Origin of the sequence: Streptomyces sp. NL15-2K (genome assembly GCF_030551255.1) — a bacterium.
Lineage (GTDB): Bacteria > Actinomycetota > Actinomycetes > Streptomycetales > Streptomycetaceae > Streptomyces.
Map to the genome: position 1 here is coordinate 2,978,806 of NZ_CP130630.1, position 24,540 is coordinate 3,003,345.

The 24,540-nt window shown below is 69.4% G+C and carries 21 protein-coding genes; 6 read left to right on the plus strand and 15 right to left on the minus strand.

Translation table 11 applies throughout. The annotated features are described in order from the left end of the window. The first annotated feature begins 238 nt into the window (after positions 1–238). From Q4V64_RS12965 to Q4V64_RS12980, 4 genes are all read left to right on the plus strand, one after another. On the plus strand, positions 239–1,564 hold the full coding sequence (locus tag Q4V64_RS12965) for a DUF2252 domain-containing protein (RefSeq protein WP_124442993.1): 1,326 nt from the start codon (positions 239–241) through the stop codon (positions 1,562–1,564). 127 nt (positions 1,565–1,691) lie between these two features. Beyond that, positions 1,692–2,384 carry a hypothetical protein gene (locus Q4V64_RS12970; protein WP_124442992.1) on the plus strand — a complete coding sequence of 231 codons (693 nt, stop codon included), beginning with the start codon at positions 1,692–1,694 and terminating at the stop codon, positions 2,382–2,384. A 106-nt stretch (positions 2,385–2,490) separates the two neighbouring features. After that, entirely contained in the window at positions 2,491–3,303 is an 813-nt protein-coding gene (locus Q4V64_RS12975) for a thioredoxin domain-containing protein (protein ID WP_124442991.1), read from the plus strand. An 80-nt stretch (positions 3,304–3,383) separates the two neighbouring features. Beyond that, on the plus strand, positions 3,384–5,045 hold the full coding sequence (locus Q4V64_RS12980) for an alkaline phosphatase D family protein (RefSeq protein WP_124442990.1): 1,662 nt from the start codon (positions 3,384–3,386) through the stop codon (positions 5,043–5,045). On the opposite strand, the gene Q4V64_RS12985 is transcribed toward Q4V64_RS12980, so the two are convergent. Continuing rightward, the gene (locus tag Q4V64_RS12985; RefSeq protein ID WP_124442989.1) at positions 5,042–5,611 is read right to left on the minus strand and encodes a dienelactone hydrolase family protein; all 570 of its coding nucleotides are present in this window, start codon (positions 5,609–5,611) and stop codon (positions 5,042–5,044) included. The genes Q4V64_RS12980 and Q4V64_RS12985 overlap by 4 nt on opposite strands. 119 nt (positions 5,612–5,730) lie before the next feature. Between Q4V64_RS12985 and Q4V64_RS12990 the strand changes: the two genes are divergently transcribed. Then, positions 5,731–6,843 carry a mechanosensitive ion channel domain-containing protein gene (locus Q4V64_RS12990; protein ID WP_124442988.1) on the plus strand — a complete coding sequence of 371 codons (1,113 nt, stop codon included), beginning with the start codon at positions 5,731–5,733 and terminating at the stop codon, positions 6,841–6,843. A 30-nt stretch (positions 6,844–6,873) separates the two neighbouring features. Here the strand turns inward: Q4V64_RS12990 and Q4V64_RS12995 are convergent, their stop codons facing one another. From Q4V64_RS12995 to Q4V64_RS13015, 5 genes are all read right to left on the minus strand, one after another. After that, entirely contained in the window at positions 6,874–8,460 is a 1,587-nt protein-coding gene (locus Q4V64_RS12995) for a Na+/H+ antiporter (RefSeq protein WP_124442987.1), read from the minus strand. A gap of 23 nt (positions 8,461–8,483) precedes the next feature. Beyond that, positions 8,484–8,951, minus strand: a complete 468-nt coding sequence (locus Q4V64_RS13000; protein WP_124442986.1) for a GNAT family N-acetyltransferase — start codon at positions 8,949–8,951, stop codon at positions 8,484–8,486. Next, entirely contained in the window at positions 8,948–9,892 is a 945-nt protein-coding gene (locus Q4V64_RS13005; protein WP_124442985.1) for an RluA family pseudouridine synthase, read from the minus strand. The genes Q4V64_RS13000 and Q4V64_RS13005 overlap by 4 nt, the downstream gene beginning before the upstream one ends. A 76-nt stretch (positions 9,893–9,968) precedes the next feature. Beyond that, positions 9,969–10,580, minus strand: coding sequence for a signal peptidase II (lspA, locus tag Q4V64_RS13010; RefSeq protein ID WP_124442984.1), 612 nt, complete (start codon positions 10,578–10,580; stop codon positions 9,969–9,971). A gap of 74 nt (positions 10,581–10,654) precedes the next feature. After that, complete coding sequence (locus tag Q4V64_RS13015; protein ID WP_124442983.1) at positions 10,655–11,947, minus strand: TraR/DksA C4-type zinc finger protein; 1,293 nt, start codon at positions 11,945–11,947, stop codon at positions 10,655–10,657. Positions 11,948–12,550: 603 nt separating this feature from the next. Here Q4V64_RS13015 and ileS point away from each other — a divergent pair. Then, positions 12,551–15,700, plus strand: coding sequence for an isoleucine--tRNA ligase (gene ileS / locus Q4V64_RS13020; RefSeq protein ID WP_124442982.1), 3,150 nt, complete (start codon positions 12,551–12,553; stop codon positions 15,698–15,700). Positions 15,701–15,901: 201 nt separating this feature from the next. Here ileS and Q4V64_RS13025 read toward each other — a convergent pair whose 3' ends face one another. From Q4V64_RS13025 to ftsW, 9 genes are all read right to left on the minus strand, one after another. After that, entirely contained in the window at positions 15,902–17,059 is a 1,158-nt protein-coding gene (locus Q4V64_RS13025; protein WP_172629423.1) for a DivIVA domain-containing protein, read from the minus strand. Between the two features lie 52 nt (positions 17,060–17,111). Further along, positions 17,112–17,402 (minus strand): YggT family protein, encoded by a 291-nt coding sequence (locus Q4V64_RS13030; RefSeq protein WP_124442981.1) that lies wholly within the window; start codon positions 17,400–17,402, stop codon positions 17,112–17,114. 82 nt (positions 17,403–17,484) lie between these two features. Beyond that, a complete protein-coding gene (gene sepF / locus Q4V64_RS13035) occupies positions 17,485–18,144 on the minus strand; it encodes a cell division protein SepF (protein ID WP_124442980.1) in 660 nt (219 codons plus the stop codon). Between the two features lie 129 nt (positions 18,145–18,273). Next, positions 18,274–18,993, minus strand: coding sequence for a YggS family pyridoxal phosphate-dependent enzyme (locus tag Q4V64_RS13040; RefSeq protein WP_124442979.1), 720 nt, complete (start codon positions 18,991–18,993; stop codon positions 18,274–18,276). A gap of 5 nt (positions 18,994–18,998) precedes the next feature. Further along, on the minus strand, positions 18,999–19,730 hold the full coding sequence (pgeF, locus tag Q4V64_RS13045; protein ID WP_124442978.1) for a peptidoglycan editing factor PgeF: 732 nt from the start codon (positions 19,728–19,730) through the stop codon (positions 18,999–19,001). A 10-nt stretch (positions 19,731–19,740) separates the two neighbouring features. Next, complete coding sequence (gene ftsZ / locus Q4V64_RS13050; RefSeq protein ID WP_124442977.1) at positions 19,741–20,937, minus strand: cell division protein FtsZ; 1,197 nt, start codon at positions 20,935–20,937, stop codon at positions 19,741–19,743. A gap of 279 nt (positions 20,938–21,216) precedes the next feature. Next, a complete protein-coding gene (locus Q4V64_RS13055) occupies positions 21,217–22,014 on the minus strand; it encodes an FtsQ-type POTRA domain-containing protein (RefSeq protein WP_124442976.1) in 798 nt (265 codons plus the stop codon). Positions 22,015–22,052: 38 nt separating this feature from the next. After that, positions 22,053–23,150: an undecaprenyldiphospho-muramoylpentapeptide beta-N-acetylglucosaminyltransferase gene (murG, locus tag Q4V64_RS13060; protein ID WP_124442975.1), complete on the minus strand. Its 1,098-nt coding sequence runs from the start codon at positions 23,148–23,150 to the stop codon at positions 22,053–22,055. A 6-nt stretch (positions 23,151–23,156) separates the two neighbouring features. Further along, entirely contained in the window at positions 23,157–24,512 is a 1,356-nt protein-coding gene (gene ftsW / locus Q4V64_RS13065; protein WP_124442974.1) for a putative lipid II flippase FtsW, read from the minus strand. Between the last annotated feature and the right edge of the window lie 28 nt (positions 24,513–24,540).

A 24,540-nucleotide genomic window follows, 5' to 3' on the forward strand; every position in this document is an offset into this window, starting at 1 on the left:
GGCTGCGGCCTCCAAGGCAAACGTATGTCGACGAGGGTCCGACCGGCTGCGAACAGTCTGGGGGACAGCGTCGAAGTCTATGCCTCGGCACTGACACTCGGCGGGCTGCCCCGCGTACCTTCATGCGAAGAACACGGGCACTCCCGAGCGCCGTCGAACGTTGGGCGTGAGGGAAGATCCGCCCACCCTGTCCCGCACCACCATGTCACGCATCACCTGCACCAGGAGGCACCCAGCGATGTCGGTTCCGCAGCTCAACGACGAGCACCGCGGCGAGGAGATTCTCGCTGTCTTCGACACCGCCTTCGGCGAGCTCCTGGCCGCCGACCCGGCCGCGTTCCGCGTGAAGTTCCGGAAGATGGCGGCCTCGGCGTTCGCGTTCTACCGCGGCACGGCGGGCCTCTTCTACCACGACATCGACGCCGAGAAGCGGGGCGGACCGTATCTCGACGAGCGCACCTCGCGCGTGTGGATCCACGGCGATCTGCACGCGGAGAACTTCGGCTCGTACATGGACTCGCAGGGCCGTCTGATCTTCAACGTCAACGACTTCGACGAGGCGTACGTCGGCCCCTTCACCTGGGACCTCAAGCGCCTCGCCGCGTCCGTGGCGCTGATCGGGTACGCGAAGGCGCTCAGCGACGAGCAGATCACCGAGCTGGTGCAGGTGTACGCGGGCGCGTACCGCGAGCGGATCCACGCCCTGGCCACCGGCGCCAAGAGCGACGAGGTGCCGCCCTTCACCCTGGACACCGCCCAGGGCCCGCTCCTGGACGCCCTGCGCGACGCCCGCTCCCTCACCCGCTTCGGACTGCTCGAGTCGATGACGGAGATCCGCGACTTCGAGCGCCGCTTCGCGGCCGGCGGCGGCTCCATCGAGCTGGACGCGGCCACGCGCTACAAGGTGCTGGCGGCCTTCGACGGCTACCTGGAGACGCTCCCGGAGTCGTCGCTGGCCCGCCCGGACTCCTACCGCGTGAAGGATGTCGTCGGCCGCCGCGGCATCGGCATCGGCTCGGCGGGCCTGCCGTCGTACAACATCCTTCTGGAGGGCGCCACCGACGCCCTGGAGAACGATGTCGTGATCTACATCAAGCAGGCCCAGACCCCGGCCGTCTCCCGGCACATCACGGACCCGGTGATCCGCGACTACTTCCAGCACGAGGGCCACCGCACGGTGATCTCGCAGCGCGCCCTCCAGGCGCACGCCGACCCGTGGCTGGGCTGGACCGAGCTGGACGGCACGGGCCAGCTGGTCGCCGAGGTCTCGCCGTACGCCGTGGACCTGGACTGGGGCGACATCGACGACCCGGAGGAGATCGCCCAGGTCGTCGCCGACCTCGGCCGGGCCACCGCCACCATGCACTCGGCGGCGGACGACACCTCCGGCGAGTCCCTGGTGCCCTTCTCCACCGAGCGGGCCATCGACGCGGCGATCGCGGCCGACGAGGACGGTTTCGCGGGCCTGCTGGTCGACTTCGCGCACAGCTACGGCGCACGCGCGCGTGCCGACCACCAGATCTTCGTGGACCTGTTCCGCAACGGCCGGATCCCGGGTCTCTGACCGTGCGCAACAGTCGTCTGTGACAGTGCGCAACAGTCCGCGATGAATCAGCCGCCTGTCAATCAGCCGCCTCACAGGAACCCTTTAGGGGTCCCTTACCGACCCACGTGACAGACTCTCCTCCGCTATGGACATATCCGGGACCCAGCTCAGAGCCGTACGCGCGGCGCTGTTCACGGCACTCGTCGTGACGCTCAGCACCGCGTCGCACGTCCTGCTGTCCAGAGTCCCGCTGCCGCTGAACACGGTGGCCGCGATCGCCGCCGCCGTGTTCGCCCTCGCCTACGCCCTGGCCGGCCGCGAGCGCGGCTTCGGCCGGATCGCCGCCCTGCTGATCCCGCTGGAGCTGGCCGCCGACACCGTCTTCACCACCGGCCAGCACGTCTGCTACGGCGCGGCCGGCGGCCCGGTCGCGGGCCCCCTGCGCTCCGTCGGCTTCGACCTGCTGTGCGGCGACGGCACCAGCGTGGGCGCCCCGCTGGCCCGGGTGACGGGCACCGACACGGACCGGCTCGGGGGTCTGCTCGCCCACGCCGACCCGGCTACCGCCTGGCTGCTGCTCGGCGCTCACGTCGGCGTGGGGCTCCTCGCCGCCGCCTGGCTGCGCCGCGGCGAGCGGGCACTGGCCCAGCTGCTGCGGGCGGTGGCCGCGACCACGTTCCGGCCGCTGCTGCTGGCGGTCTCGGCCGTGACGGTACGGCCGGCTGCCGAGACGGGCCGCCCACGGCGCCCTGCCCGCCGTACGACCACCGCGCGCGAGCGGTTCCTCGTGCACTCCCTGGGACGGCGTGGACCGCCGTGCTCGGTCGCTCTCGCCTGACCAAGCGCCGCACAGCGCTGAACCGCGAGAACGCACCTGAGCACCACCAGTCCCCCATACGTATCCCGCACACGACGTGTGCGCGTCCCCTTTACGGAGATCACCCATGAGCAAGCGGAACAGCCAGGCCTCGAAGAACGCCGCCCGCGAGCGGCTGCGCCAGGAACGCGAGCGCCAGGCCAAGCGCGCCAAGATCAAGCGGCAGGTCATCGTGGCCTGCTCCATAGTCGGCGTCCTGGCGATAGCCGGCGGCATCAGCTACGCGGTCGTCCAGAACAACAAGCCCGGCTACTGGGACGCCGCGAAGGACGACAAGCTCGTCAAGCCGGCCAACACCACCGGCGCGAACGGCACGACCGTCGTCATCGGCAAGGCCGGCGCCAAGAAGACCCTCGAGATGTACGAGGACCCGCGCTGCCCGGTCTGTGCCCAGTTCGAGCAGACCGTCGGCTCGACCCTGGACAAGGACGTCGAGGACGGCAAGTTCAAGGTCCAGTACATCGGCGCCACGTTCCTCGACGAAAGCCTGAGCGGCGAGGGCTCGAAGAACGCGCTCAGCGCCCTCGGAGCCGCGCTCAACGTCAGCCCCGAGGCCTTCCTCCAGTACAAGACCGCGATGTACTCGGCGAAGTGGCACCCGGAGGAGTCCGACGACAAGTTCAAGGACGACGACTACCTGATCAAGATCGCGGACACCGTCTCCGCCCTGAAGGGCAACACGAAGTTCCAGAACGCCGTGAAGAACGGCACCTACGACAAGTGGGCGCTGGAGATGTCCGCGAAGTTCGACGACAGCGGCGTGCAGGGCACCCCCACCCTGAAGATGGACGGCAAGGCGCTGACCGGCGCCGACGGCAAGAACGCGCCGATGACGGTGGCCGACTTCAACACGGCGATCGAGGCGGCCCTCAAGGCCTGAACCGACCTTCAGTAGAAGAGCGGGCGAACTTTGCGGATTCGCCCGCTCTTTTGTCGTACTGGTCAGTAATCTGATCGCCCGTGACCAGTCGATACAGATCACCCGAAAGCGCCAACTCGCTGTCCCCGCGCCGCCGTACGGTCGTCAAGGCAGCGGCCGCCACCGCCGTCCTGGCCGGTCCGCTCGCCGCCGCCCTGCCCGCCCGGGCCGCCGACGCCGCCCCCGCCTTCCTGCACGGCGTCGCCTCCGGTGACCCGCTGCCCGACGGAATCCTGCTGTGGACCCGTGTGACGCCCACCGCCGAGGCGACACCCGGCTCCGGGCTCGGCCCCACCACCGAGGTCGAGTGGGTCGTCGCCAAGGACAAGGCGCTGACGACCATCGTGGCCAAGGGCTCCGTCACCGCGACCGCCGCCTCCGACCACACCGTCAAGGCGGACGTGCGCGGCCTGGAGCCGGCCACCGACTACTGGTTCCGCTTCTCGGCCGGCCCCACCGACTCCCCGGTGGCGCGTACCCGCACCGCTCCGGCGGCGGACGCGTCCGTCTCCCACCTCCGCTTCGGCGTGGTCTCCTGCGCCAACTGGGAGGCCGGCTACTTCTCCTCGTACCGCCATCTCGCGGCCCGCGGCGACCTGGACGCCTGGCTGCACCTGGGCGACTACATCTACGAGTACGGCACCGGCGAGTACGGCACGCGCGACACCGTCGTACGGCCGCACGCGCCCACGCACGAGATCCTCACCCTCGCCGACTACCGCACCCGGCACGGCCGTTACAAGACCGACCCGGACCTGCAGGCTCTGCACGCCGCCGCTCCGGTCGTCGCCATCTGGGACGACCACGAGTTCGCCAACGACGCCTGGTCGGACGGTGCCGAGAACCACACCGAGGGCGCCGAGGGCACCTGGTCCGTCCGTCAGGCCGCCGCCAAACAGGCCTACTTCGAGTGGATGCCGGTGCGCACGGCGGTCGCGGGTACGACCTACCGGCGGCTGCGCTTCGGCAAGCTCGCCGACCTCTCGCTCCTGGACCTGCGCTCCTTCCGCTCGCAGCAGGTCGCCGTCGGCAACGGCTCGGTCGACGACCCGGGCCGTACGCTCACCGGGCGCGCCCAACTCGACTGGCTGAAGGCGGGCCTGAAGGCGTCCGACACCACCTGGCGGTTGGTGGGCAACTCGGTGATGATCTCGCCGTTCGCGATCGGCTCGCTCACCGCGGACCTGCTCAAACCGCTCGCCGAGCTGCTCGGCCTGCCGAAGGAGGGCCTCGCCCTCAACACCGACCAGTGGGACGGCTACACGGACGATCGCCGCGAGCTCCTGGCCCACCTGCGTTCGAACGCCATCCGCAACACGGTCTTCCTCACCGGCGACATCCACATGGCCTGGGCCAACGACGTGCCGGTGGACGCCGGTACCTACCCGCTGTCCGCCTCGGCCGCCACGGAGTTCGTCGTCACCTCGGTCACCTCCGACAACCTCGACGACCTCGTGAAAGCCCCGGAGGGAACGATCTCCGCGATCGCCGCGCCGGTCATCAAGGCCGCCAACCGGCACGTCCGCTGGGTCGACACCGACCGCCACGGCTACGGCGTCCTGGACATCACCGCAGACCGCGCGCAGATGGACTACTACGTCCTGTCCGACCGCACGAAGCCGGACGCGTCCTCCTCCTGGGCCCGTTCGTACCGCACGCGCAGCGGCACGCAGAAGGTGGAACGCGCCTACGATCCCGTCTAGAGCGTTTCGAGGAAGCCGAGCGCCACCCGCCAGGTGACCTCGGCGGCCTCCTCGTCGTAGTCCGGCAGGTCGGGGTCGGTGTACAGGTGGCCGGCCCCTGCGTATCTGTACACCTCCACGTCCGCTCCCGCTCTTCCCATCTGGAGATACCAGGCGCTCAGCCAGTCGTCCGTCTCGAACGGATCCGGCTCGGCGACATGCAGCTGCACGGGCAGCTCGTCCACGCTCGCGTTCGGCGCGAGATCCGACGTGCCGTGCAGAAGCAGCAGGCCTCGGGCCTTGTCGTCGCCGAGCGCGAGCGTCTGGGCGATGGAGGCGCCGAGCGAGAACCCGGCGTACACCAGCCCGCGCTCCGAGTAGGGCGCGGCGGCCAGGACGGCCCGCTTGAGCAGCTCGTCCTTGCCGACCTCGTCATGGAAGGCCATGCCCTCCTCGACCGTCTCGAACGTGCGTCCCTCGAAGAGGTCCGGCGTCCACACCTCGTGCCCGGCGGCACGCAGCCGGTCCGCGGCCGCGCGCACCGCGGGCCTGAGGCCACAGGTCGAGTGAAAGAGCATGATGTTCATGAGGCCATGGTGCCAGCCGGGTACGACAGCGCAGGTCCCGGCACGGGGCCGCGGCCGTACCCAGGTTGAGCGCGAAGTCACATGTTCATGCCCGCCCGGAGCCGGTTACGTTCGAGGGCATGGAGAACCTACTCCGCCCATTGATCGTGGTCGGCGGCGCGGTCGCGCTCACCGTGGTCATCGGCTGGATCACCGACCGGCTGCTGTGCCAGGCCGACGAACGGCACCGCGAGACCCCGCTGTGGGGTCTGCTGCGCCGGGGCCGTATCCCGTACCAGCTCGTGCTGTGCTCGGCGATGCTGAGAGCGTCGTACGACGAGACGCGGATGCTGGAGCGGTACAGCTCCGCCATCGGCCGGACGCTCACACTCGTGCTGATCGGGTCCGCCGCCTGGCTGGTGATCCGTATCGCGGGCGCGATAGTCGAGACGACGTACACGAGTTACGCCCGCGCCCACCGCGACCCGGCCCGGCTACGGCGTGTGCGTACGCAGGTGTCGCTGATCATGCGGGTGGTCTCCGCGATCGTCGGTGTGGTGGCGGTGGCGGCGATGCTGCTGACGTTCCCAGCATTCCGCGCGGCGGGCGCCTCGCTGCTGGCCTCGGCCGGAATCCTGGGCATCGTCGCCGGTGTGGCCGCCCAGTCGACGCTCAGCAACATGTTCGCCGGGCTGCAGATCGCCTTCGGCGACATGGTGCGCATCGGCGACACAGTCGTCGTGGACGGCGAGTGGGGCACGGTCGAGGAGATCACGCTGACGTTCCTGACCGTACGGACCTGGGACGAGCGCCGGATCACCATGCCGGTCTCGTACTTCACGTCCAAGCCCTTCGAGAACTGGTCGCGCGGCACCCCCCAGATGACCGGGATCGTCTACTGGCACGTCGATCACTCGGCGCCTCTTGAGGCGATGCGCGAGAAGCTGCGCGACTTCCTGCGCGAGTGCCCGGCCTGGGACGGCCGCGCCTACGGCCTGGACGTCACGGACACCACGCCGAACACCATGCAGGTACGGGCCCTGGCGACCGCCAAGGACGCCGACGACATCTGGACGGTACGGGTCACGATCCGCGAGCGAATGATCAACTGGCTGGCCGACGAACACCCGTACGCCCTACCCCGCGTCAACACGGCGGAGGCGCCCCTGCCCCCGAACCGCACCAACGGCCATCCGTCCCCCGACGGCGCGTCCCCACGTCGAGCACACGACTCGCCGGGAGCGGACCGCTGAAACAGGACGAAGGCGAGAGGCGGTCGCAACTCACCGCAAACTCCGCACATCGAGATGCCGCAGCACCCGATCCACCACCTCCGGATCGGCCCCCGCCTCACTCCGCGCCGCCAACACCTCATGCCGCGCCGCGCTCAACATCTCCCCCTGGATCCGCCGCACCCGCTTCAGCCTCCGCACCCGCTTCTCATGCGCCTCCCGGCGCTCGTCCTCCCCCACATCCGGACTGATCCGCACCCCGATGTCGAAGGCCCGCCGAACCATCTGCTCGGACAACTCCTCCGGCAGCTCCTCCACGGCCTCGATCTCCCGCAGCCTCCGCTTGGCGGCTTTCGCCGCCCGCAGCGCCAGCGCTTTCTCGAACTCCTTCTCGCGATCCGTGTCGGCCTGCACCCCGAGCCGTTTCACCAGCCACGGCAGGGTCAGCCCCTGCAGCACCAGCGTCGCCATGATCACCCCGAAGGCGATGAAGACGATCTCGTCCCGATCCGGAAAGGCCGCCCCCTCATCGGTCTTCAACGGAATCGCCAGGACCAGCGCCACCGAGGCCACTCCCCGCATCCCGGACCACCACATGACGACGGTCTCCCGCCGGCTCACCGGAATGTCCTCGTCGTGGTCCCGCTTCGCATGCATCCGCCGGGTGAGCCAGGTGGCCGGCAACAACCACGCCAGCCGCACCAGCACCACCACCCCCACGATCGCCGCCGCCCACCCGAGCATCTCCCCCCACCGCCCGGACGCCGTCCGGACGGCGTGGTGCAACTCCAGCCCGATCAACCCGAACGCGACCCCGGTGACGAGCGTGTCGACGATGCCCCAGAACGTGTGCCCGGCGAGCCGCGTCATCACGTCGTCGGGATCGGTGGCGTACTCGGCGAGGAACAAGGCGGTGGTCAGCACGGCGAGCACCCCGGAGCCGTGGAACTCCTCCGCCAGCACGTACGAGGCGTACGGCACCAGCAGCGTGAGCGAGATCTGCAGGGTCGCGTCCCCCAGCAGATCCATCAGCTTGTTGGCGCCCCACCCCAGCGCCAGCCCGACCGCCACCGCCACCACGGCGGACAGCACCAGGTCGAGTCCCGCTTCCCACGGCGAGAAGGTCCCGCTCACGGCCGCGGCTATCGCCACGTGGTACAGCACGATGGCCGTGACGTCGTTGAAGAGCCCCTCGCCCTCCAGGATGGACACCAGCCGGCGCGGCAGCCCGAGCTGTCCCGCGACGGCGGTCGCCGCGACCGGATCGGGCGGCGCGACCAGCGCGCCGAGCGCCACGGCGGCGGCGATCGGCAGCCCCGGCACGATCGTGTGCGCGACGACGGCCACGCACACGGTGGTGGCGAACACCAGCGCCACCGCCAGCAGGAAGATCGGCCGTCGGTTGGCCGTGAACTGCCGCCAGGACGTGCGCCGTACGGCGGCGTACAGCAACGGCGGCAGCAGCAGGGGCAGGATGAGGTCCGGCGGGATCGTGACGTTCGGCACGAAGTCGAGCAGCGCGAGGACGATCCCGAGGAGCGTCATCAGCACCGGCGCCGGCAGCCCCAACCGGTCACCGACAGGGACACTCACCACGGCCCCGAGCAACAGCATGAACAGCAGGGCCAACTGATCCACGGTCAGTTCTCCTCGCCCTCGGCTTACAGCAGGCGCCGCATCGCCCGGTGCGCGATCCCCGCCTCCAGGTACTCCGGGCCGTACGCCACGTACCCCAGCCGCTCGTAGAACCCCAGCGCGTGCGTCTGCGCGTGCAGGTCCACAGCAGCGAGCCCACGCGCGCGTGCCGCGTCCTCGATGGCGCGCACGAGGGCCGCCCCGACGCCGAGCCCGCGCGCGGTGTGCGTCACGGCGAGCCGTCCGAGGGATCCGACGGCCTGGTCGCCGCCGGTCTGGGCCGCGGCCGCCTCGCCGTGCAGCAGCCGCCCGGTCCCGAGCGGCACGCCGTCCTCCCGGATCGCCAGCACATGCACGGCGACGGCGTCGTAGGCGTCGTACTCGATGTCCTCGGGGACCCCCTGCTCGCCGACGAAGACCTCCTTGCGCACCGCGAAGCACGCCTCACGGTCGGCCGGGTCCTCGGCGGCCCGGACGACGTACGGCCCGCTCATGCGTAAGTCTCTTCGCGGACCTGGTCGAGGGCCTGCTGGAGGTCGTCCGGGTAGTCGCACCCGAACTCCACCCACTGTCCGTCCCCGGGGTGCTCGAAGCCCAGCCGTACGGCGTGCAGCCACTGGCGGGTCAGACGCAGCCGCTTGGCGAGCGTCGGGTCGGCGCCGTACGTCAGATCGCCTACGCAAGGGTGGCGGTGGGCGGCCATGTGGACGCGGATCTGGTGGGTGCGACCGGTCTCCAGCTTGACGTCGAGGAGGGAGGCCGCGCGGAAGGCCTCTATGAGGTCGTAGTGCGTGACGGACGGCTTGCCGTCGGCGGTGACCGCCCACTTGTAGTCGTGGTTCGGGTGGCGGCCGATGGGCGCGTCGATGGTGCCGCTGGTCGGGTCGGGGTGGCCCTGGACGAGCGTGTGGTACCGCTTGTCGACCGTGCGCTCCTTGAACTGGCGCTTGAGCGAGGTGTACGCGTACTCCGACTTGGCCACGACCATCAGGCCGGACGTGCCGACGTCGAGGCGGTGCACGATGCCCTGGCGCTCGGCGGCGCCGGAGGTCGAGATCCGGTACCCGGCGGCGGCGAGCCCTCCGATGACGGTCGGTCCGCTCCAGCCGGGCGAGGGGTGGGCGGCGACACCGACCGGCTTGACGATCACTACCACGTCATCGTCGTCGTGCACGATCTCCATGCCCTCGACCGGCTCGGCGACGACCTGCACCGGCGCGGGCGCCTGCGGCATCTCGACCTCCAGCCAGGCACCGCCGTGCACGCGCTCCGACTTGCCGACCACCGATCCGTCGACCGTGACCTTCCCCGCGGCGGCGAGCTCGGCCGCCTTCGTCCGGGAGAAGCCGAACATGCGGGAGATGGCGGCGTCGACGCGCTCGCCCTCCAGGCCGTCGGGCACGGGCAAGTTACGGATCTCGGGAATGGTGCTCACCCGTCGAGTATGCCGGACGGGTCCGGCAGCCCCGTACGGAGCCTGTGGAAAACCCAGCACGGGCCCGGTCGCGGGCTCAGTCCTTGTGGACGGTCCCGTCCGGGTCGAGGCCCTTGAACGACAGCAGCACGATCAGGATGCCGCCGCACACGATCGCCGAGTCGGCGAGGTTGAAGACGGCGAAGTGCTTGGGCGCGATGAAGTCGACGACCGCGCCCTCGAAGACACCCGGCGAGCGGAAGATCCGGTCGGTGAGGTTGCCGAGGGCGCCGCCGAGCAGCAGGCCGAGCGCGATCGCCCAGGGCAGGCTGTAGAGCTTGCGGGCGAGCCGGGCGATCACCACGATCACCGCCGCCGCGATCATCGTGAAGATCACGGTGAAGGCCTCGCCGAAGCCGAAGGCCGCGCCCGCGTTACGGATGGCCTCGAACTTCAGCCAGTCCCCGATGATCTCGATCGGCGGGTGGTGCTCCAGCTTGGCGACCACGATCATCTTGCTGATCAGGTCGAGGACGTACGCGAAGGCCGCGACCGCGAACAGCACGGCGATCCGCCGCTTGCCCCTGGGCCGCGCGTCGGCGCTCTCGTGCCCGCCCGCACCGGAGTCCGCACTGGACGACTGCTCCGGCTCGGCCCCCGACCCCTCTGGGGAATCCGGCGTACCGATGATGCGCTCCGCCTCTGCCACGTGAGTCCCTCAACCTAGTTACCTGACTGAGGATGAGAGTACGGCACGCCCACCAGCGCGCACCCGGGAACCGATCAGTACCGCCGTTCCTGCTTCTGCTTGCACTCGACGCACAGGGTGGCCCGCGGGAAGGCCCGCATGCGGGCCTTGCCGATGGGGTTGCCGCAGTTCTCGCACAGGCCGTACGTGCCCGCGTCGAGCCGTTCCAGGGCGCGCTCGGTCTGGATCAGCATCTCGCGCGCGTTGGCCGCCAGGGCCATCTCGTGCTCCCGCGTGATGTTCTTGGTCCCGGTGTCCGCCTGGTCGTCGCCGGCCCCGTCCCCGGAATCCCGCATCAGGCCCACCAGGGACTCCTCGGACGAGGTGATCTCGTTGCTCAGCCGAGTCGCCTCGGACTGCAGTTCGGCCCGCGCTTCCTCGACTTCTTCCGGGGTCCAGGGGTCCTCACCGGGGCGCACCGCGAGCTCGCCGGGCTCCGCCGCGGCGATCCGTGCCTTGGGGACGGCGGTCTTCGCCGCCATGGCCGTGCCAGGAGTCTTCTTCGCAACCACCGTCGTGGCTCCCGTCTGCTCCGCGGCCTCGGCCGCGCCCGCCTTCTTGGCCGTGCTCTTCTTGGCCGTGCTCTTCGTGGCCGCACTTTTGTTGGCCGCGCTCTTCGTAGAGGCGCGTTTCGTGGAGGCGCTCTTCGTAGGGGCGCTCTTCGTGGCCGTGCCCTCAGGGGCAGCGGTCTTCTTCGCGACCACCTTCTGCGTGGCCGCTTCCTTCGGGGCCGCTTCCTTCGGGACCGCCTCCTTCGGGACCGTCGGCTTCTTCGCCACGGCCTCCTTCGCGGTGGCCTCCTTTGCCGTCGCGTCCTTTGCCGTCGCGTCCTTTGCCGTCGCGTCCTTTGCCGTCGCCTGCTTTACCGTTGCCTTCCTCCCGGCCGCTTCCTTTGCCGCCGGTCTCTCGGCCCCCTCCTCCTCGGCCGGCTTCTTGGCGGGAGCCGCCTTGGAAGCCGTGACCTTCTTCGCGACGGGTTTCTTCGCGGAGGCCGTCTTCTTGCCCGGGGCCTTCTTCGCAGCCGCCTTCCTGGTTACCGCCTTTGTGGTGACCACCTTCTTGGTGACCACCTTCTTCGCGACGGCGCTCTTGGCGCCCGCGCCCGTGCTCTTGGTCACCGCCGCCTTCTCGGCGGTCTTCTTCGCGGGGGTCCTCTTCGGGGCGATCTTCTTCGCCGCCGTACCCACCGTTTTCACGGCCTTGGCCGCCCGCTCGGCCGAGGCCCCCTGCGTGCTCTTCTTCCCGCCCACATCCTTGGCCGCACCTCCGGAGGCATGTGTGGCCCTGCCGGACGCCGACTGCTGTACGGCGGTCTTTTTCGCCACCATGGCCGCGGCCCCTTCACATATTGTGATCTTGCTCGCGAATCGTGCTGGGACGATAAATCGACTTGAGTCCCGCGGCAACGGGGCACACCGCCCGATTCGCCCGCCTCGCGGATGCCGCTCGGCAAACCTGCATGCGTTGTGCCCAGCTCCCCGCCAGGTAATCCGCCAGGCCCGACGTCCCAGAATCCGAACACGTGCACCACGCCATTCGGGTCACCACACGCGCCCCGCGCCCACCGCCCCCCGCAGCGCGAAAACCGGTCGGCCGCTGTCCCCGCGGCGCCGTACACTGGGCGGAGCGAAAAGCATGGATGGGGACGAGTAGCGGCGTACGCAGCCCAGAGCGACCCGGGGACGGTGGAAGCCCGGGGGCGAGCGCGACGTGAAGATCACCCCGGAGCCGCCGGAAGAAAGCCGCAGCACGACAGCAGCGGCGAGTAGAACCGGCATCGCGACCCCAATGAGGGGGCTCACCGGTGCACACGAGCGTCGGCGGGCCAAGGAGGGTGGTACCGCGGGAGCGCGCCGAAGACGGCGCAGGACATGACACAGCTCTCGTCCCTCCGGACGGAAGGCAGCAAGTCCGCCGGAGGAAGCTCGCTGATGACAACGCCGACGTACCGCCAGGTGCCCGCCCAGGTCGACCTGCCCGCGCTCGAGCACGCCGTGCTCGACTTCTGGCGCGAGCAGAAGATCTTCGCCAAGAGCCTGGAGCAGTCCGAGGGCCGCCCCGAGTGGGTGTTCTACGAGGGCCCGCCCACCGCCAACGGCATGCCGGGCGCCCACCACATCGAGGCGCGAGTCTTCAAGGACGTCTTCCCCCGCTTCCGCACCATGCGCGGCTACCACGTGGCCCGCAAGGCGGGCTGGGACTGCCACGGCCTGCCGGTCGAGCTGGCGGTGGAGAAGGAGCTCGGCTTCAACGGCAAGCAGGACATCGAGGCGTACGGCATCGCCGAGTTCAACGCCAAGTGCCGCGAGTCCGTGACCCGGCACACCGACGCCTTCGGCGAGCTCACGACCCGCATGGGTTACTGGGTCGACCTCGACGACGCCTACTGGACCATGGACCCGGAGTACGTCGAGTCGGTCTGGTGGTCGCTCAAGGAGATCTTCAACAAGGGCCTGCTGACCCAGAACCACCGCGTCGCCCCCTGGTGCCCCCGCTGCGGCACCGGCCTGTCGGACCACGAGCTGGCTCAGGGCTACGAGACGGTCGTGGACCCGTCGGTGTACGTGCGTTTCCCGCTCACCTCCGGTCCCCTCGCCGGCGAGGCCGCGCTCCTGGTGTGGACGACCACGCCATGGACGCTGGTCTCCAACACGGCGGTCGCCGCCCACGCCGAGGTCACCTACGTCGTCGCGACGAACGGCGAGGAGAAGCTCGTCGTCGCCGAGCCGCTCGTCGGCAAGGCGCTCGGCGAGGGCTGGGAGACCACCGGCCAGTCCTTCACCGGCGCCGAGATGGAGCGCTGGACGTATCGGCGTCCGTTCGAGCTGGTCGAGTTCCCCGCCGGGGAGCAGGCCCACTTCGTCGTGAACGCCGAGTACGTCACGACCGAGGACGGTACGGGTCTGGTCCACCAGTCCCCCGCTTTCGGTGAGGACGACCTCAAGGTCTGCCGTGCCTACGGCCTCCCGGTCGTGAACCCGGTCCGCCCGGACGGCACCTTCGAAGCGGACGTCCCCCTGGTCGGCGGCGTCTTCTTCAAGAAGGCGGACGAAAAGCTCACCGAGGATCTCCAGCAGCGCGGCCTCCTGTTCAAGCACATCCCGTACGAGCACAGCTACCCGCACTGCTGGCGCTGCCACACCGCGCTCCTCTACTACGCGCAGCCGTCCTGGTACATCCGCACCACGGCGATCAAGGACCGCCTCCTCCAGGAGAACGAGAACACCAACTGGTTCCCGGACTCGGTCAAGCACGGCCGGTACGGCGACTGGCTGAACAACAACATCGACTGGGCGCTGTCCCGCAACCGCTACTGGGGCACCCCGCTGCCGATCTGGCGCTGCGAGGACGACCACCTCACCTGCGTCGGCTCGCGCGCGGAGCTCACCGAGCTGACCGGCACCGACCAGTCGGGCCTGGACCCGCACCGCCCGTACATCGACGAGGTCACCTTCGCCTGCCCCCAGGACGGGTGCGGCAAGACGGCCACGCGCGTGCCGGAGGTCATCGACGCCTGGTACGACTCGGGGTCCATGCCGTTCGCACAGTGGGGCTACCCGTACAAGAACAAGGAACTGTTCGAGTCCCGCTACCCGGCGCAGTTCATCAGCGAGGCCATCGACCAGACGCGAGGCTGGTTCTACACGCTGATGGCTGTCGGCACCCTGGTCTTCGACAAGTCGTCGTACGAGAACGTCGTCTGCCTCGGCCACATCCTCGCCGAGGACGGCCGCAAGATGTCCAAGCACCTGGGCAACACCCTGCAGCCGATCCCGCTCATGGACCAGCACGGCGCGGACGCGGTCCGCTGGTTCATGGCGGCCGGCGGCTCCCCGTGGGCGGCCCGCCGGGTGGGTCACAGCACGATCCAGGAGGTGGTGCGCAAGACGCTCCTCACCTACTGGAACACGGTCGCTTTCCAGGCCCTGTACGCCCGTACGTCGAACTGGGCCCCGTCCGAGGCCGACCCGGCCCCGGCGGACCGCCCGGTCCTGGACCGCTGGCTCCTTTCGGAACTGCACGCGCTGGTGGACCAGGTCACCCAGTCCCTGGAGGCGTACGACACCCATCGCGCCGGCAAGCTGCTCTCGGCGTTCGTCGACGACCTGTCCAACTGGTACGTACGCCGTTCCCGTCGCCGCTTCTGGCAGGGCGACAAGGCGGCGCTGCGCACCCTGCACGAGGTCGTCGAGACGGTCACGAGGCTGATGGCCCCGCTGACGCCGTTCATCACGGAGCGGGTCTGGCAGGACCTGGTCGTGCCGGTCGCCCCCGGCGCCCCGGAGTCGGTGCACCTGGCGTCCTGGCCGCAGGCGGACCTGACGGCGATCGACCCGGAGCTGTCGAAGCAGATGGTTCTGGTACGGCGGCTGGTGGAGCTGGGCCGTGCCACGCGCGCGGAGTCGGGCGTGAAGACGCGCCAGCCGCTGAAGCGGGCGCTGGTGGCGGCGACGGGCTTCGAGTCCCTCAACCCCGAGCTGCACACGCAGATCACGGATGAGCTGAACGTGGAGGGGCTGGCGTCGCTCAGCGAGGTCGGCGGCAGCCTGGTCGACACGACGGCCAAGGCCAATTTCCGCGCGCTGGGCAAGCGGTTCGGCAAGAAGGTCCAGGACGTGGCGAAGGCGATCGCGAACGCGGATGCGGCCGCCCTGTCCCTGGCCCTGCGCGAAGGCACCGCGTCGGTGGAGGTGGACGGCGAGACCGTCACCCTCGCCCCCGACGAGGTGATCATCACGGAGACGCCGCGCGAGGGTTGGTCGGTGGCGTCCGACTCCGGTGCGACCGTGGCGTTGGACCTGGAGATCACGGAGGAGCTGCGGCAGGCGGGTCTGGCCCGTGACGCGATCCGCCTGATCCAGGAGGCCCGTAAGAACAGCGGGCTCGATGTGGCCGACCGCATCGCGCTGCGCTGGACCGCGACGGACCCGGCGGTGACCGCGGCCTTGTCCGAACACGCCGGTCTGATCGCCGAAGAGGTCCTGGCAACGGACTTCGCCCAGGGCGAGGCCGACGACAGCTACGGCGCCCCCTTCACGGACGCCGCCCTGACCCTGACGTTCCGCCTCCGCAAGGCCTAGCCAAGGCGTAGCTCTCCCACCCACGCCCGCCCGTCCCCAGTCGGGGAACGGGCGGGCGTCGCCCGTGGGGCACAACGCCGTCGTCCACCCCGCCCAGCCCGCGCAGCAAAGGGCGGGGCCCCGGATCGAAAATCCGGGGCCCCGCCCTGAACGCTGCCGACACCTACGTCGTACTACCAACCGTCAGTGGTCCACCAACCGTCAGTTGTCATCCTCGTCGATCAAGAAGCCTCGCATCGGCGACGGAGCCTGCCCCATCGGCGACGGCCCCTGCGGCCGTACCGGTGCCATCGGCTGGGTCATCGCCGGAGACATCTGCTGCTGACCGCCGTAGGACGGGCCGGCGGGCGACGGGCCGCCGCCCATCGTCTGGTTGCCGCCGTAGGACGGCGCGCTGGCACCGGCCGGAGCCATGGACGGCGCCGGAGACGGCGGCAGCGACGCGGTCGCCGGAGTCCGCGGCGGAGCCAGCGAGTCGTCGGCCTGAGTCTCCAGCTGACGCAGCTGCGACTCCAGGTAGGACTTCAGCCGCGTACGGTACTCGCGCTCGAAGCCGCGCAGGTCCTCGACCTTGCGCTCCAGCGTGGCGCGAGCGGACTCCAGGGAGCCCATCGCGACGCGGTGCTTCTCCTGCGCGTCCCGCTCAAGGGCGTCGGCCTTGGCGCGAGCGTCCCGCTCGAGCCCCTCGGCACGCGAACGCGCCTCACCGACGATCTTGTTGGCTTCGGAGCGGGCCTCGGCGATCGCCTGGTCGGCGGTCTGCTGGGCCAGCGAGAGGACACGGGCGGCGCTGTCGCCACCAGGGCCCTGACCGGGGCCGCCCATCGGGCCGCCCATGGGGCCACCCATCGGACCGCCCATCTGCTGCTGCATGGGGGGCTGACCACCCATCGGGCCCTGACCCATGGGCCCCTGGCCCATCGGCCCGGGACCCTGCGGTCCGCCCTGACCACCACCGGGACCGGCGGGCAGCTGCGGTGCACCGCTCGGCAGCTGGGGCGGACCACCCATGGGGCCACCCATCTGCTGCTGCGGCGGGCCCGATATGCCGGCGGGCACCGGAGAGCCCGGCCCTCGCATGCCCTGCTGCTGCGGCATACCGCCTTGTTGCGGCATCCCACCTTGCTGCTGCTGATCCTGCGGCTGTTCCGGAGGCTTGCGCATGTTCTGCTGGTTCTGGGCAGCAGCGCGCGTGGCCGCGGCCAGCTTGGCGCGCAGGTCCTCGTTCTCGCGGAGCAGGCGGGTCAGTTCGGCTTCGACCTCGTCGAGGAAGGCATCGACCTCGTCCTCGTCATAGCCTTCTCGGAGGCGGACGGTCGTGAACTGCTTGTTCCGCACGTCCTCGGGGGTCAACGGCATCTCTTCACCTCAACGTAGTCATCGGCAGTCGGCAAGACCGTATCGTCCACAGTCACCCCGCGAGGTTCCCCACGACGGTGATCAGGATGTAGACGATGATCATCAGGACGAAGAAGGACAGGTCGAGCGCCACGCCCCCGAGACGCAACGGCGGGATGACCCGCCGCAGAAGCTTGAGCGGTGGATCAGTGACAGTGTAGGTGGCCTCCAGAACGACCACCATCGCCTTGCCGGGTTGCCACGAGCGGGCGAACTGGAAGACGTAGTCCATGACCAACCGGAAGATCAGCACGATGAGGAAGCACATCAGCGCGATGTAGACGACTTGCAAAACCACGCTCATGACCCGCGCTTCCCTCTCCCCTGCTCCGTACTGCGATGTACCGCGTACTGCTCTGTTGTACCGCTGTTTCCGGTTGTGCGTCTCAGCTCTGGTTGAAGAACCCGCCCTCTGCGATACGGGCCTTGTCCTCCGCCGTGACATCGACGTTAGCAGGCGACAACAGGAACACCTTCTGCGTCACCCGCTCGATGCTGCCATGAAGACCAAACACCAAACCGGCCGCAAAGTCGACAAGTCGCTTGGCGTCTGTGTCATCCATCTCAGTCAAATTCATGATCACCGGGGTGCCTTCACGGAAGTGTTCCCCGATAGTACGGGCCTCGTTGTAGGTCCGGGGGTGAAGCGTGGTGATCCGGTAAGGCTCTCGTTCCGACACGACCTTGGGCATGATCACCGGTGCGTTCTTCTCCAGGCTTGCGCGTTCTTGTGTGATGGATGCCACGGGCGCGATGCGCGCCGGACGCCCGGATTCCGCGGCTAGCGAAGCGGATCGGGGCATCGGGTCGCGCGGCGCCGGCGGCTGCACAACTCTTACCGATTCGTCCCTTTCAGGCTGGTGTGCCTGGTGGGACTGATGCGAGTTGTGCGATTGGTGGGACGGCTCGTGCCGTCGACGGTCCCGCTCGGGCTCCGGGTCCAGTTCGGGTTCGAAGTCGTCATCGGGGTCGAAACCGCGGCCGTCGTAACCATCGTCCTCCACGAGGCCGAGGTAGACCGCCATCTTGCGCATCGCGCCGGCCATTCTCTGAGTCCTCCGCTCTGTGGTGGATCGACTGACGACTGCCAAGTGCCCGCGATCCACGAGGTCGTTATGCCCGCTATCCAGCGGTAATGACCATATTTTCTGCTGTGGTCCGACTTCCTGGCGACGTTACCCGAGCCCGGCGCGGACTCCGAGTACCGCGCTGCCGACGCGCACATGTGTCGCTCCGGCCGCCACAGCCTGTTCGAGGTCCGCACTCATTCCTGCCGAGACCATGTTCGCAGCAGGATGAGCTCGGCGCAGGTCGGTCGACAAATCCATCAACCGCTCGAACGCCGCCTGTTGGCGCCCCGCGTACTCACCGGTGAGCGGGGCGACGGTCATCAGCCCGTCGAGCCGCAGACCCGGAGCGTCGGCGACGAGGTCGGCCAACTCCGCGATTCCGCCCGGTGCTACGCCACCTCGCTCTCCTCGCCCGCCCTCCCCCGCGTCGAGGGCGACCTGGATCAAGCAGCCCACTTCACGTCCGATCCTTACGGCCTCTTTGGACAATGCCGTCACGAGCTTGGAACGATCCACGGACTGCACGAGATCCGCATAACCGACCACAGATCGCACCTTGTTGGTCTGCAGCTGACCGACAAAGTGCCAAGTAAGCGGCAGATCCGTACATTCGGCAGCCTTCGGTGCCGCGTCCTGATCACGATTCTCCGCCACATGCCGCACACCGAGCTCCGACAGCATCCGTACATCGTTCGCCGGATAGGTCTTGGTGACCACGATCAGGGTCACTTCGTCACGCCTGCGCCCGGCGGCCGCGCAAGCGGCGGCGATCCGCGCCTCCACTTTCGCCAGGTTCGCGGCGAGTTGATCCTTACGGTCCGTCATGTCCATCAGTCCAGCCAGACATAGCCCGCGAGCCGACCCGTGGTCCGGTCGCGGCGGTACGAGAAGTGATCCTCCGACTCCAGCGTGCACACCGGCGACTGCTCCCGGTCACACACCCCGAGCCGTTCGAGCTGGACGTGCACTCCGGCGCTCACATCGACCGCCGGCGTACCCCAGCTCGTCTCGGCGTACGCCGCCGGTTCGACGGAGGCGACCTCGGCTCGCATGGCCTCCGGCACCTCGTAGCACCGGCCGCACACGGCGGGCCCGGTGCGGGCGACGATCCGGGACGGCTCGGCACCCAGTTCCACCATGGCCCGTACGGCGGCGGGGACGACCCCGGCGATCATGCCGGGCCGGCCCGCGTGAGCTGCGGCGGCGATCCGGGCGACGGGGTCGGCGAGCAGGACGGGGGTGCAGTCGGCGGTGAGGACGGCGAGGGCGAGACCCCTGCGGGCGGTGACGACCGCGTCGACCGACGGGATCTCCGAGGCGGAACCCCAGGGTCCGTCCACCACTGCCACATCCGCCCCGTGCACCTGGTTCATCCAGACCACCCGAGCGGGGTCGAGCCCGAGGGACTTGGCCGCCAGCTCACGATTGGTGCGTACGGCGTCGGGGTCGTCACCGACCGCTCCGCCGAGGTTGAGCTCCTCGTACGGAACGGCGCTCACCCCGCCCCACCTGTCGGTGAAGGCGAAGTGCGCGCCGTTCACGGTGTCGCGCTGTTCTATCACGTCAGGAGCATCACTTAAGGAAGTCCGGCACGTCCAGTTCCTCGGCCGCGCTGTCGGAGTAGGACCGCGACGGCGGGACCGGCGGGGAGGCCGGAATGTCGGCCACCGGCTCGGGCGCCTGCTCCGGCTCCTCCTTCGGCGTCACGCTGCCGAGCGAGCCGAAGCTCGGGCGGCTTTCGGGCTGCCGTACCGGAGTGGGCTCCTCGCGGCGGGCCGAGGACGAGGTCGAGCCGAGGATGTTGTCGCGCTTGGCCGGCGGCTGCCCCCCGTCGAAGCCGGCCGCGATCACGGTGACCCGGACCTCGTCGCCCAGGGCGTCGTCGATCACCGCGCCGAAGATGATGTTGGCCTCGGGATGGGCGGCCTCGCTGACCAGCTGGGCGGCCTCGTTGATCTCGAACAGGCCGAGGTCGGAGCCGCCGGAGATGGAGAGCAGCACGCCCCGGGCGCCGTCGATGGACGCCTCCAGGAGCGGCGAGGAGATCGCCATCTCGGCCGCGGCCACCGCGCGGTCGTCGCCGCGGGCCGAGCCGATGCCCATGAGGGCCGAACCGGCCTCGGACATGACCGACTTGACGTCGGCGAAGTCGAGGTTGATCAGGCCGGGCGTGGTGATGAGGTCCGTGATGCCCTGAACACCGGAGAGCAGGACCTGGTCCGCCGACTTGAAGGCGTCCAGGACCGAGACCTGGCGGTCCGAGATGGACAGCAGCCGGTCGTTCGGGATGACGATCAGGGTGTCGACCTCTTCGCGGAGCTCGGCGATGCCGTCCTCGGCCTGGTTCGCGCGGCGCCGTCCCTCGAAGGTGAACGGGCGCGTGACCACGCCGATGGTGAGGGCACCGAGCGAGCGCGCGATGTTGGCCACGACGGGCGCGCCGCCGGTGCCGGTGCCGCCGCCTTCACCGGCCGTCACGAAGACCATGTCGGCCCCCTTGAGGACCTCCTCGATCTCCTCGCGGTGGTCCTCGGCGGCCTTGCGGCCGACGGCCGGGTTGGCTCCGGCGCCGAGTCCGCGGGTGAGTTCGCGGCCGACGTCGAGCTTGACGTCGGCGTCGCTCATCAACAGAGCTTGCGCGTCGGTGTTGATGGCGATGAACTCGACGCCCTTGAGACCGACCTCGATCATCCGGTTGATGGCATTGACACCACCGCCGCCGACACCGATGACTTTGATGACTGCGAGGTAGTTCTGCGGTGCTGCCACGTCGAAGGCCTCTCGCCTCGAGTTACGTGTCGTCGCCTCGCGGATGCGCCGCGATCCGACGACTGATGCCGATTGGGACGGTCCGTATCGCCGACCCGAACCCTAACGTTGAAGTTTAGGGTTACCAGTGTGTCTGTTCCCTGGAGTCTTCTGAACAGGACACTAAGTCGACAAGTGGCGCACGTTCAACGAACACGCCGAACCTCCCGTTTTTCTTTTCACCCTATGTGATCAGGCGTAGCGCTGCCCAACCAGGGTGCTGGCCTGCGCGGATGTGCGTCAACTCCCCGATGACGCAGGCGCGGTGGGAACGCTGACATCGAAGTGCCGTGCGCCGGGAGATGCTTTCATGAGAGCGGTGAGCGTACGCGCCTTCGCGGCGCCCTCCTCTCCGCTCCCCCACGCGACGGTTCGTCCGTCGCTCAAGTCCAGCGAGATGTCGTCGTACGAACGCACCTTGACGGTACGGGTGTCGCGTGCGACGGCGGCCGGAATGGCACGGGCGACCCGGACCGCTTCCCTCACCAACCGGTCCTCTCCGAAGCGGCGCAGGCTGGCGGCGCGTGAGTCCGGTCGGGAGAGCGTCAATTCCAGTGCGGGCACGCCTTTCGGCGCCTCAGAAACCGTGGCGAATCGGACACCTTCATCGTCCACTTCGGCAAAGTTTCGGCCCTTTTGGACAAGCAGAACCGGAGTGCGTTCAGTCACTTTCAGCCCGATTCCATGAGGCCAGGATCGGACCACCTCAACCGAGTCAATTCGGGGCAATTTCCGACGCAGTCGCGCATCAATCACATCGGTGTCGACGGAAATCAGCGGCGCCCCGACCGTGACGTCCGCGGCCTCGCGCACCTGCGCGGGCGTCAGGACCCGTGTTCCGGAGACGGATACGCGCTCCACGCGCAGCCAGGACGAGCCGTACAACACCCAGACGGAGCCCGCCCCCAGGAGCATGAGCGCGACGGCAAGAATGATGATCGTACGAAGCGGGGGCGGCTTGAGCCTGCGGACGGGCGGCGGGCCGGACGACGATTCCCGCTGGCGTTCACCGCGCTCGGCGGTCGTCGATCCGGCCACGCTGCCTGCCTTCCGATCATGCGGCCCTGTATACGGTCCTATCGATGTGCACGGTGGGCGGCGATCGCCTCGTACACCATCCCGACGAGCAGGTCGTCGGCGTCCCGGCGGCCGAACTCGGCGGCGGCGCGGGACATCTGGTACAGCCGGTGCGGGTCGGCGAGCACGGGCAGGACGTTCTGCTGGACCCACTGGGGAGTCAGTTCCGCGTCGTCGACCAGGAGCCCGCCGCCGGCCTTGACCACCGGCTGGGCGTTCAGCCGCTGTTCGCCGTTGCCGATGGGCAGCGGAACGTAGGCGGCCGGGAGCCCGACGGCGGAGAGTTCGGCGACGGTCATCGCGCCCGCGCGGCAGAGCATCATGTCGGCCGCGGCGTACGCGAGGTCCATCCGGTCCACGTACGGTACCGGGACGTAGGGGGGCATTCCCGGCATCTGCTGCACATGCGGCAGTTCGTTCTTCGGTCCGACCGCGTGCAGGATCTGGATCCCGGCCTGCTGGAGGTACGGAGCGACCTGCTGGACCACCTCGTTGAGCCGGCGGGCGCCCTGCGAGCCGCCGGAGACCAGCAGCGTCGGCAGGTTCGGGTCGAGCCCGAAGGCGGCCCGGGCCTCGGGGCGTACGGCGGCCCGGTCGAGGGTGGCGATGGCGCGGCGCAGCGGGATGCCGATGTAGCGGGCGCCGCGCAGCTTGCTGTCGGGCGTGGAGACGGCGACCTGGGCGGCGTACCGCGAACCGATCTTGTTGGCGAGGCCCGGGCGGGCGTTGGCCTCGTGGATGACGATCGGCACGCCCAGGCGCTTGGCGGCGAGGTAGCCGGGCAGGGCGACGTATCCGCCGAAGCCGACGACGGCGTCCGCCTTGGTGCGCTCCAGGATCTGCTCGGCGGCCTTGATCGTGCCGCGCAGCCGGCCCGGGACGGTGATCAGCTCGGGGGTCGGCTTGCGTGGCAGCGGTACCGCGGGGATCAGCGCGAGCTCATAGCCCCGCTCCGGTACGAGCCGGGTCTCCAGGCCGCGCTCCGTGCCCAGGGCCGTGATCCCCACGGCCGGGTCCTGCCTGCGCAGGGCGTCCGCGAGGGCGAGCGCGGGCTCGATGTGGCCGGCGGTCCCCCCACCGGCGAGTACGACATGCACCGAAATTCACCGCTCTCCGGACGAGCGCGCCGCCGAGGCGCGCCGTCGCATCGTGTTCCATCTCCGAGGCCCCCGCACAGGACCTCCCGCCCGCTTTCTACCAAAGCGGGGTTGCCGCATCGAAAGCGCCGCCCGCGCAGCGGGCTCGTCGCGCGCGAAGGCGATCAGCAACCCGATGGCGAACATGGTCGGCAGCAGGGCGGACCCTCCGTAGGAGAACAGCGGGAGAGGGACGCCGGCGATCGGCAGCAGGCCGAGCACCGCACCGATGTTGATCACCGCCTGCGCGGTGATCCAGGTGGTCACGCCTCCCGCGGCATACCTCACGAAGGGGTCCTCCGTGCGTCCGGCCACGCGGATACCCGCATAGCCTAGAGCCGCGAAGAGGGCGAGTACCGACAGCGTCCCCGCCAGGCCCAGTTCCTCACCGGTGACGGCGAAGATGAAGTCCGTGTGGGCTTCGGGGAGTTGACCCCATTTTTCCACACTCGCGCCGAGTCCGGATCCGAAGATTCCGCCGGAGGCGAGCGCGTAGATGCCGTGCACGGCCTGCCAGCAGTCGACGGGTCCCGACTGCGGTTCGGTGGCGCCGAGACACTGCAGACGGGCCATGCGGTTCGGGCTGGTCTTGATCAGGACCAGCCCGATCAGACCGGCGACCGACAGCACCCCGGCGAACATCCGCGTGGGCGCGCCCGCCAGCCAGAGCAGGCCGAACAGGATCGCCGTGAGGATGATCGCCGTACCCATGTCGCCGCCGAGCATGATCAGCCCGAGCAGCATGAAGGCGACCGGCACGAGCGGCACGAGCATGTGCTTCCACTGGGTCAGCAGCTTCTTGTCCTGCTTGCGGGCGAGCAGGTCGGCGCCCCACAGCACGAGGGCGAGCTTGCCGAACTCGCTGGGCTGGATCTGGAAGGAGCCGCCGAGCGAGATCCAGTTCTGGTTGCCGTTGACCGAGACCCCTATCCCCGGGATCTGCACCAGCGCCATCAGGAAGACCGCGCCCGCGAGGATCGGATAGGCGAGCGCCCGGTGCAGCTTCACCGGCATCCGGGAGGCGATCAGCATCAGCACCCCGCCGAGGACGGCCGCGAGGAGCTGCTTGCGGAAGAAGTACGAACCGGGCAGGGACATCTGCAGCGCCGTGATCTGGGAGGCCGAGTAGACCATCACCAGGCCCAGCACGGTGATCAGCAGGCTGCCGCCGAGGATCAGGTAGTAGGCGGTCAGCGGCCGGTCCCAGGCGCGGCGGGCCCGCGTGTAAAGGCGGAGCAGGGGGTTGTCGTTCGGGGTCCCGGATGCGGCGGGCCGTCTGACCGACCGCTGTGCGGGGGGACGTCCGGTACGGCTAACGGGCATCGGCTTCTCCGCTGTACGTCGGCCTCGA